This window comes from Mesorhizobium sp. WSM3868 (genome assembly GCF_002294785.1).
Classification (GTDB): domain Bacteria; phylum Pseudomonadota; class Alphaproteobacteria; order Rhizobiales; family Rhizobiaceae; genus Mesorhizobium.
In genome coordinates this window covers 25856-34984 of record NZ_NSGB01000030.1, presented here as the reverse complement: position 1 = coordinate 34984, position 9129 = coordinate 25856, and the positions used below count along the sequence as shown (strand labels likewise).

Here is a 9129-nt window from a genome sequence, read left to right as displayed (position 1 = left end):
ACACTGAGGTCAAGACCCAGTTCATCGACCAGGATCACCCGCCCAAGGGTTATATCTGGGTGCTGCAGAAGGCGAGGAGCTAAAACAACGACCCCTGCGCCGGCGGTTCCGCCGGAAACTTAATCTGCGTCGCCGGCTTGTCCACGATCACCAGCGCGTCGTCCGGCGCCGGCCGCTGCAGCGTCTTCGCCTCCGACCATGGCGCTGTCAGCCACAGCTCGGTCTCCGCCTCAGTGGTCAGGATCACCGGCATCGCTTTCTCGTGGATCGGCGCGATCAACGCGTTCGGCCTGGTCGTCAGGAAGCCGTAGAGCTCGTGGTCGCCCGGACCTTCCTTCACTTTGCGCACGCCATGCCAGGGCGTCCACAGCCCGGCGAAGAAGAACAGCGGGCGGTCCTCGCCGAGCGCGAACCAGAAATTCTTCTGCACGCCGGTTTCAGGATCCTTGTCGCTGGGCTTTGGCGAGGGTTCGGCAAAGCTCGTCACCGGCGCCAGGCAGCGGTTCTCGACGCCGAGATAAGGCAGCCAGTGGGCATATTGCGGGTTGCGGATGTTGGTCGTGCCGGGATCGGCATTGCCGCGCACGCGTTCTTGCGGCGTCGGCATGCCCCAGCGCAGCCGGGCGAGCTCGCGGCTGCCGTCGGCGGCATTGCGCACCACCGGCGCCGGTTGGTTCGGATAGATGTCGACCGAAGGTTCGAGATTGCCCGAAATGTCGCGCAGCGCTCGCGTCCACTGGCGGATCGCTTCCTGGCTTGTGGTGATGTTGTAAAGATTGCACATCGGCAGCATCCCCGTCCCGCCGATTGTTCCCGCATTTTCCGCGGAGCGCAAACTGGTTGCCGGTGAGGCGATGGCAAGCCACACGAAATTGAGAATATCGGGCGCTCAGCGTCTGCGCCCGCCGCGCCGCTTTGGCTCGGCCGGCTCCGCGGCCGGCGGCTCGCCCGGCAAGCCCAGCCGGTGGCGTTCCTCCTCGGCGAAGGCTTCGGCTTCCGCGTGGATGTTGAACAGCTGATGGGCCAGCCGGCCGCCTTCGACGACGCGGACCAGCCATTGGCCGTTGATGAATTTTACGCGGACACTGTCTGGTTCGCCTGCCACCATGTGCAGCTCCAGCTCGTCGCCCTAAGAATTGCATCCTCGAACAGCAATACGATTTAACGCACGAAGGGTCGTCGCAAGCAACCGCTTATTATCCTCAGCCGGAGAATAGTTGCAAGGCACGAGCACACTTGATGTCGAAAATACAGATTTCCGGTAAGGGCCTTTCAAAATGGATAAAATCCAGACACTGAAAGCTTGAAGGACACCCTAGGTAGAATTCGACTTCGATGCGGCGCCCAGTCCGCGCAACGATACGCCTCTCGAGCGCTTTGGAGCGATTGTGAGGGGGGCGTACATGTCCGCCGCGGCAGCAGCGCTGGTTGTGGACCGATCGGTGGTGTGGAGGGCTTGCTTGCAAGGCGCGCCGGCGGCCCGGCAGCCTGGGGGGGTGTTTTGGGTTCGGCGGCCGGGCCTGACCGGAGTTTGCGAGCCTGCCGGCTACTTCGAACATGCGCTTGTACTAATGCAAGGGCAAGAACGACCTAGGCCCTAGGACCAAAGCAGCGGGAGGGGCGCAAACGGCCGAGTACGACCACCGGCCCGCGCGAGGCTCCGGCCCGCCTCCACAGAACATTTGCCCAGCATCAGAAACCGAAGAACTGCTTGCCCACGAGGTAGCCCAGCGCCACGACTGCCAGCGGGAACAGCGCCGGCGCTATCCTGCCGAATGGCGAGGATCTTATCTCGCCCGCAGGGGCGCTGGGCTTGGCGTTGCCGAGGTTCTTGGTCATGGGTCCGTTACCGGAATTCTTGCCGGGTACCAACAATATTAGAAGGCGCTGATTAATTTTCTCACAATTCAATTGATGCAATTTGCAGCTATCGCCGGTAGTCGCTATTCGCCCGCTGGGGTGCGCTTCCCGCTTCCTTGCCGATACCGTCAATGTCGGACCGGGTGAGCGTTACACGTGCCTGGGAACCCTTCCCGCCTTCGCCAGGTTGATATGGGAGGCGAACCACCATGCTAAATAGACCGCCTGCCGAAAACCCGGGAAGGACCCTCGCCATCGTGCTGGCGGTCGGCCTCATCATCATCGCCTTGTTCTTTATCGGCTTCAGATATTCAGAGCGCGATCAGGGAGCCTTGATCGTGCCCGGAACGGTGCAGGGCAGCAAGTGATCGACCTGAAATCCTTGCCTGCTGCCAGGGCACGGAAAAGGCTGTAACACTTTGATTTGCCTATCATCCCCTTCAAATCTTTTAGTTTCGGGATCATACGCCAGGGGAAGAATCAGGTTTTCCGAAACGTTTATCGAACAGGCAACGGTCAGCGCTTGGCGCCTGCCAAAGCGCGCTCATGAGCAAGGAACCCCTCCGGCAACAGCGCGCACCGCGCCGAGGCCCAGGGAGACAGTACATGTCCGCTAACGCCTACATCAACCGGATCGCGACGGCGGTTCCGGAGCATGAAGTCCACCAGTTCTACCTGCGCTACGCGGCCTCCATGCTCTGCAGCGACCGCAGGAAACTATTCGAACGCATGGCCGGGCTTGCCGGCATTGACCACCGCTTCTCCTGCTTTGCCCCGGCTCTCGACCCCGAAGGGCCGTCGGTCGATCTCGGCGGGATCTTCAAGCGGGGGGCATTTCCCGGGACGGCCGCCAGAATGGCTATGTTCGCAGAGGCCGCACCCACGCTGGCACAAAAGGGCGTCGACGGGCTGCATCTCGGCAACGAGGCTTCGCGCATCACACACCTCATCGTCACCACCTGCACGGGTTTCTCCGCGCCCGGCATCGACCTCGACCTGGTTCAGCGCTGCGGCCTTGCGGACGGCGTCGAACGCACGATGATCGGTTTCATGGGCTGCTACGCTGCGGTCAACGGCCTCAAGCTTGCACGCCACATCGTACGCTCCGATCCGGGGGCAAGGGTACTGCTGGTCAACATCGAGATCTGCACACTACACATCAGGGAAACCACCGAACTGGAAAAGCTGCTCTGCTTCTGCCTCTGGGGCGACGGCTGCGCTGCGAGCATCGTCACCGCCGAGCCGCCCGGCATCGAGCTCGACTCCTTCCGCTGCGCCGTCGCGAACGAGCAGCGCGAACTGATGACCTGGGATATCCGTGACCAAGGTTTCGACATGGTTCTTTCCGGCAAGGTGCCGGCCGCTGTCCAGGAAGCCCTGCGCAGCAACCGGGACGCGATCCTCGCAGGCCGGGCGCCGGAAGCGATCGACCTCTGGGCTGTGCATCCCGGCGGCCGCAGCATTCTCGACGCGGTCGAAAGGGCGTTTGAACTCAAGCCCGCCGCGCTCGAGCCGTCGCGCGAGGTGTTGCGCCAGTATGGCAACATGTCGTCGCCAACCGTCATGTTCGTGATGGAGAAGATGCTGAAGAAGCCGGGCGGGCTGCTCGGCTGCGGCATGTCGTTCGGGCCCGGGCTGACGGCCGAGACCATGCTGTTCAGGACCGTTTCATGAGTGCGCTCGCTGAACGCAGCCTCGTTCCGGAAATCCTGGACGGGCTCGCGGCCGACGATGCGCGGGCAATCCGCTCGCGCCGCGATCTCGCCCGCATCAACGCGCTGATGTTCCAGGCGCCGATCATGGCCTCGCTCATGCGGAAATTTTTGGCGAGGCCGCCGGGCCGCATCCTGGAGATCGGCGCCGGTGACGGCACCTTCATGCTCAAGGTGGCGAGGCGCATGGCACGCGATTGGCGCCAGGTGGAGCTGACGATGCTCGATCGCATCGGCCTCGCCACGCCGAAGCTCGCGGCGGATTTCGCCGGGCTGGGATGGACGATCGAAACCATCACCGCAGATGTCTTCGATTGGGCAGAGAGGGCGGATGGCAGGGCCTTCGACGCGATCACGGTCAACCTGTTCCTGCATCATTTCAACGATGCTGCACTGCTTCGCCTGTTCTCGCTTTTGCGGCCCAAGGCGCCGCTCATCCTGGCGACGGAACCGCTGCGGGCGGGCTTTGCACTGGTCGCGGCTCGGCTTCTGCCGGCAATTGGCGTCAACGACGTCACGCGACATGATGCGGTTGAAAGCGTCCGCGCCGGCTTTCGCGGCCACGAGCTTTCCGATCTCTGGGCTGCCGCCGGCGGCAACCCGCTCGAGGAACGGCGCGCAGGGCTTTTCTCGCATGTCTTTGTCGGGGCCTCGGCGATCCAGGTCGGGGATGCGTCCAGGGATAAGCCGTGAAGCGCGCATCCACCCACGATGCGATCATCATCGGCGCTGGCCCGGCGGGCACGTCGGCGGCGCTGGCGCTCGCCCGGCGCGGATGGGCTGTCGCGATCGTGGAGAAGAGCGCGTTTCCGCGCCGCAAGGTATGCGGCGAATACATCTCGGCAAGCAACCTCGCGCTCCTTGACCGGCTGGGTATCGGCGATGCTTGGCGCGGCGAGGCCGGTCCGGAAATACGCCGGGTCGGCCTCTTTTCCGGCAATGCCAGCATCGAGGCGCCGATGCCGGGCGCGCGATCCGGACCCGCGGCAAGAAACGGCTTCGGCCGCGCGCTTGGCCGCGACATATTGGACACGCTGCTGCTCGACGCGGCCCGCTCGGCTGGCGTGGAAGTGTTCCAGCCCTGCCGTGCCGTCGCCATCGAAAGGGATGGCGACCGCCAGGCGGTGCGGATCCAGGCTACAAGCGGCAGTCCCGGCGAGGAGGGGATGACCCTGCGGGCATCGGTAATCGTCGCTGCACACGGTTCGTGGGAGCCGGGGCCGCTGCCGAGCCAGCTCGGGAAGCAAAGCCGCTCCTCGGACCTGCTCGGGTTCAAGGCACATTTCACCGGGTCGGCGCTGCCGCCCGATCTGATGCCGCTGCTCACTTTTCCCGGCGGCTACGGCGGCATGGTGCTCGCCGACCGTGGCCGCCTATCGATCTCGTGCTGCATTAGGCGCGACGTGCTTGCCCGGCTGCGCGGCAGCCTTGCCCGCGAACGCGGCGGCCATGTCCCGGCGGCCGAAGCCGTCGAGCGTCACATCATGGCGACATGCCGGAGCGCGCGGGACGCGCTGGCGGATGCCCGTCTCGATGGTCCGTGGCTCGCCGCCGGTCCGATCCGGCCGGGCATCCGCGCAGGCTACGAAGCAGACATCTTCCGCGTCGGCAATGTCGCTGGCGAGTCGCATCCGATTATCGCCGAGGGGATATCGATGGCGCTTCAGTCCGGCTGGCTTGTGGCTCAGGAACTCGGCGGGGCGGCGAGCGGGCGGGCGGGACGGAAAGCGGCCGGCAAACGCTACGAGGCGGTCTGGCGAAGAGTATTCTCCACGCGGGTCCTAGCCGCCGAAGCCCTGGCTCGACTAGCCCTCGGCCCCGGCGGCGCCGCGTTGATGGAGGCAGTCGTCCGCAATTTTCCACGCACGCTCACCTTTGGAGCGCGGCTCAGCGGCAAGACGAAACCTGTCCCCGGTTTGGCCGATGCGCCTGGCTCGATAGGTTGGCCTAGAGTTCAGCCACGATGATGTCGACTGAATTTTGGCGGCGACCTCAGCGCTGCCGTGCCTGTCCGCAATCACCGAAGTGGTGTAATCCGTTGCTGCTCCAGTTGCGGCGTGCGCCAGGAAGCGCTGCGGATCGTCGGGACCTTGCCCTCACCCGCAGTTCGATCGCGCGCGACCAGCACACAATCGTTCAGCTCGTTTTCGAGTCGAGCCCACACTGGCATATGCGCCTATAGCGGTGCATGAACTCCCTCCGCGCAGCGCAGTCGGGTTATGGAACATTCCGGCTAAACCGGAGTTTGCATGTATCCGGCTTTCTGCCGCCGAGCCCCTGATGCGTTGTGAGGTGGCCTGAGGGCGGCGCTCGCCACGCCTCGAGGAGGCCCTACGATGATCCAGCACACGATCCCTCGCAATCCGCACAGCACGGCAAGCATTGCCGGCCATCCTGTTCATGCAATGCTGATACCGTTCCCGATCGCCTTCTTCGTCGCGACCTTCGTTTGCGACCTTATCTTCTGGCGAACCGGCAATCCGGGCTGGGTCACCGCTACGCTCTGGCTGCTGGGGGCCGGTCTGATCATGGCCGTGCTGGCGGCTCTTGCCGGCTTGACCGATGTCCTCGGCGACACCCAGATCCGTAGTCTCCAGGACGCATGGCTTCACGCCGGCGGCAACGTGGTCGTCGTTCTCATCGAACTTTACAACTGGTACTCGCGGTATGCCGACGCGGAGGCAGCGGTAGTGCCGGTTGGACTTGTCCTGTCGCTGATCGTTGTCCTCATCCTTCTGTTCACCGGCTGGAAGGGTTGGGGAATGGTCTATCGGCATCACGTCGGCGTTGCCGACGATCCGGACTAAATGCGCTGAATGCGCCCGTTTGCCGGTGAAGCAGCTCCAGGATTTCGCTGGAAGTTGTGTAAAAACAACCAGTTGGATTGGGCAAGCGATTCAAAAGTTGAACAACTCCAAGGCGCCCCGCGACGTTGGCCGACGGAAGCGGGTTCAGCTTGAACAGTCCGATCTACGACTACGACGGAATCGATAGGCCGGCCGGAAAGGTGTAGGATGCCTTGTCGTCCGCACCCAGACGAGGCACACGGACGCTTGAAAGAGTAGATCGCGCTTTCGCCCATCTAAGGGGCAGGGAGGCGTCATGGCTTTCACCAAACACAGCGGAATATTCACGCCAGTCGAGCTGGAGCTCCTCCAGAAAGTATTCGATCAGTTGTGCAACGATCGCCGTCTGGCGTTAAAAGACGGGGGCGAAAGAGAACAGCTTGCCTCCGACGTGCTCGAAGCCTTCCAAAACGGCTTCAGCGCCGAAGCGGAGTTGTTGCAATCGCTTGCGGAGCGCCGCACCGCACCGTCGCGACGCAATCCGGCTCGGCAGCTCCGTCCTTGATTGTCTGGCGCGGCGAAGGCTGTCTTCCCGCATCGGGGTTGACGTTGCGATCTGCCGCCCTGGAAGAGATGCCGCAGCTGGTCGCGCCAGGCTCTTCCTGCCGTTTTTTAACCTCAATCCGTTCTTAGCTGGCGATCGCCCGAAAGGGTAGAACCTTCGCGCTTGCTTGACTCGGCCCGCAAAAACGGGCAGCAAAGCGGCTGAGGGAGAGCATTTTTACCGTGGCGCAGACCATGGAGGGCTCTTTTTTCGTATGGACCGTCGCCACAATGGCGATTGGTGGAGGGATTGGTTAACCATCTTTGTCCATCTTTTGAATCAATCGGCAACAGACGCGTGAAGGTGCAGGGGGCACCAGGCGAACTGTGATCGTGACGGGTGCCAGGTCCGCAAACCGGCATGCCGATTGAGAGTGGTCGTATGGCGTTTTTGCGTTTGAAGAACCGGGGTGACGCTCCTGAAGAGGGGGTAACTTCGAAGAAATCTGGTGGTCATCGTTGGGTTGTAGTGCCTGCTGTCGGCGCTGCCCTGGCCCTGTGGTCGGTCGCGACCATGGCCGGCCTCTATTCCGTAAGTACCTCGCTTACCGCCGCCTCCAACGGATTGCCGCAGAGCCTGCTTGCGCCGCGCAGCATCGTGCTTGGCGACCAGCGCCGCAAGGTCGCGAACGCCTGGGCGCCGCGCCTTGCCGCGAACGGCGCGCACAAGACGGGCTCGCTCACCCGCGGCTGCGATGCCGGCTGCCTCAGTCTCGCAGCCAGCTTTGCGAGCTCCACGCCAAACCCCTCCAGCTTGGTGCATGACGGCAAGGCCGCGCGGCTGAAACCGGCACCGGATAGCGTATCGCATGAGAAGGTTGTCGCGGCTTCCGCCGCGGACGTCGCCGACCGTTTCGACAGCGTCATCAAGCGCGCCGGGCTTTCGCCGCAGAAACTGGCCGATGCCTTCCGGCGCGCCGAGAACGCTCCGGTCCTGCTGGCGAGCTTGCCGTCGGCAAGCCGCTTCGGCGGCGCGGCCGATAGCGGTTCGGCCCGGAGTGGGCTCACCTTGAGCGGCCCGGCCGAGTCACGCTTTGGCGGAAATCAGGTCGACGTTCAGCGCGCGTCCGAACTGGCGCTGGCGCTTGCCAATGTCATGCCCGAAGAGACGGTCGACGTGCCGACCGCCGTCGCGCTCGCCAGCGGCGACGCGCCTGAGATGACGGCCGGCGCTTCCGGCGACGACGGAAAAGCTGAAGTGCAGGTCGCTTCGCTGCCGCCGCAGGATGATTTGCCCGACAGCATCGCCGTGCCTGGTTTGAGGCCGCGCACCGCCCTCGGGCGCGTGACGGAAGCGCCTGAACAGAATGCCGCGAGGAAGCCGGAACCGGCCAAGCCGCAGGCAAGCCAGGCGGCAAGGCCCCAAATTGCCAAACCGGAGTCGGCCAAACCGCAGCCGGCCAAGCCGCAGCCGACCGTTGTCGACTCCGCCGAAGGTGCGCAGACGCCGCGCTCGCTGAGGAGCTCCGACCAGGCGCTTCCGGGTGTGCAGGGTGCGAAGCCGATTGAGGCCGCGCCGGCCAAGCGCAGCAAGGCGCAAGCCTCCGAGATGCTCGCCTACGCCAAGCCGGACACGCCCGAGCGCGGCGGTCTCGGCAACGCCTTCAGGGGTCTGTTCAACAGTCCTTCGACGGGCAATGGCGTCGCCGTCTATGACATCTCGACGGCGACGGTCTACATGCCCGATGGCTCCAAGCTGGAGGCGCATTCGGGGAAGGGCGCCATGGCCGACCAGCCGCGCTTCGCCAACCGCAAGAATTCCGGCCCGACGCCGCCCGACACCTACAATCTGTCGCTGCGTGAATCGCGCTTCCACGGCGTCGAGGCCATCCGGCTGACGCCGACCAGCGGCAGGAACAAATACAACCGCAACGGTCTGCTCGCCCATACCTATCTGCTGCGCGGCGCCCCAGCCCAATCCAGCGGCTGCGTGGCCTTCAAGGATTATGGCCGCTTCCTCTCTGCCTTCAAGAAGGGGAAGATCAAGCGCCTGGTCGTTGTGCCGCGCCTGAACGGGTCGCCCACCCAGGTCGCCCAGGAAGGCCGCCAGGGCTGACCCCGCCCGCCACTATGCCGGCAGCAGCTCGTTGCCGGTAGGCTGCCTTTGATCTCTTGACGGTTTGCGGTCTTTGCCGCCGTTGACGCGCGGCGCGGTCGACGCACGCGCT

10 protein-coding genes are annotated in these 9129 nt (G+C 64.1%); 7 read left to right on the top strand and 3 right to left on the bottom strand.

Annotated features, from left to right (window positions below; all coding sequences use genetic code 11):
* Window positions 1-79: 79 nt before the first annotated feature.
* The 3 genes from CK221_RS28775 to CK221_RS30500 form a co-directional block, all read right to left on the bottom strand.
* Window positions 80-784, bottom strand: a complete 705-nt coding sequence (locus tag CK221_RS28775) for an SOS response-associated peptidase (RefSeq protein WP_095780177.1) — start codon at window positions 782-784, stop codon at window positions 80-82.
* 105 nt (window positions 785-889) lie between these two features.
* The gene (locus CK221_RS28770; RefSeq protein WP_066999287.1) at window positions 890-1108 is read right to left on the bottom strand and encodes a hypothetical protein; all 219 of its coding nucleotides are present in this window, start codon (window positions 1106-1108) and stop codon (window positions 890-892) included.
* A 584-nt stretch (window positions 1109-1692) separates the two neighbouring features.
* Complete coding sequence (locus tag CK221_RS30500) at window positions 1693-1839, bottom strand: hypothetical protein (RefSeq protein WP_082980599.1); 147 nt, start codon at window positions 1837-1839, stop codon at window positions 1693-1695.
* 230 nt (window positions 1840-2069) lie between these two features.
* Between CK221_RS30500 and CK221_RS30495 the strand changes: the two genes are divergently transcribed.
* From CK221_RS30495 to CK221_RS28735, 7 genes are all read left to right on the top strand, one after another.
* Window positions 2070-2228, top strand: a complete 159-nt coding sequence (locus tag CK221_RS30495) for a hypothetical protein (RefSeq protein WP_179295225.1) — start codon at window positions 2070-2072, stop codon at window positions 2226-2228.
* A gap of 238 nt (window positions 2229-2466) precedes the next feature.
* On the top strand, window positions 2467-3534 hold the full coding sequence (locus tag CK221_RS28760; RefSeq protein WP_095780171.1) for a type III polyketide synthase: 1068 nt from the start codon (window positions 2467-2469) through the stop codon (window positions 3532-3534).
* Window positions 3531-4265 (top strand): methyltransferase domain-containing protein, encoded by a 735-nt coding sequence (locus tag CK221_RS28755; protein ID WP_095780170.1) that lies wholly within the window; start codon window positions 3531-3533, stop codon window positions 4263-4265. The genes CK221_RS28760 and CK221_RS28755 overlap by 4 nt, the downstream gene beginning before the upstream one ends.
* On the top strand, window positions 4262-5539 hold the full coding sequence (locus CK221_RS28750; RefSeq protein WP_095780169.1) for an NAD(P)/FAD-dependent oxidoreductase: 1278 nt from the start codon (window positions 4262-4264) through the stop codon (window positions 5537-5539). The genes CK221_RS28755 and CK221_RS28750 overlap by 4 nt, the downstream gene beginning before the upstream one ends.
* Window positions 5540-5908: 369 nt before the next feature.
* Window positions 5909-6379, top strand: a complete 471-nt coding sequence (locus CK221_RS28745) for a DUF2231 domain-containing protein (RefSeq protein ID WP_245430773.1) — start codon at window positions 5909-5911, stop codon at window positions 6377-6379.
* 295 nt (window positions 6380-6674) lie between these two features.
* Window positions 6675-6923, top strand: coding sequence for a hypothetical protein (locus tag CK221_RS30490; RefSeq protein ID WP_179294557.1), 249 nt, complete (start codon window positions 6675-6677; stop codon window positions 6921-6923).
* A 507-nt stretch (window positions 6924-7430) separates the two neighbouring features.
* Window positions 7431-9017 (top strand): tlde1 domain-containing protein, encoded by a 1587-nt coding sequence (locus tag CK221_RS28735; RefSeq protein WP_245430772.1) that lies wholly within the window; start codon window positions 7431-7433, stop codon window positions 9015-9017.
* Window positions 9018-9129 lie beyond the last annotated feature (112 nt).

Coding starts and splice junctions, on each gene's coding strand:
- CK221_RS30490 (WP_179294557.1), top strand. CDS start 6,675: ATGGCTTTCACCAAACACAGCGGAATATTCACGCCAGTCGAGCTGGAG.
- CK221_RS28770 (WP_066999287.1), bottom strand. CDS start 1,108: ATGGTGGCAGGCGAACCAGACAGTGTCCGCGTAAAATTCATCAACGGC.
- CK221_RS30500 (WP_082980599.1), bottom strand. CDS start 1,839: ATGACCAAGAACCTCGGCAACGCCAAGCCCAGCGCCCCTGCGGGCGAG.
- CK221_RS28775 (WP_095780177.1), bottom strand. CDS start 784: ATGTGCAATCTTTACAACATCACCACAAGCCAGGAAGCGATCCGCCAG.
- CK221_RS28755 (WP_095780170.1), top strand. CDS start 3,531: ATGAGTGCGCTCGCTGAACGCAGCCTCGTTCCGGAAATCCTGGACGGG.
- CK221_RS30495 (WP_179295225.1), top strand. CDS start 2,070: ATGCTAAATAGACCGCCTGCCGAAAACCCGGGAAGGACCCTCGCCATC.
- CK221_RS28745 (WP_245430773.1), top strand. CDS start 5,909: ATGATCCAGCACACGATCCCTCGCAATCCGCACAGCACGGCAAGCATT.
- CK221_RS28760 (WP_095780171.1), top strand. CDS start 2,467: ATGTCCGCTAACGCCTACATCAACCGGATCGCGACGGCGGTTCCGGAG.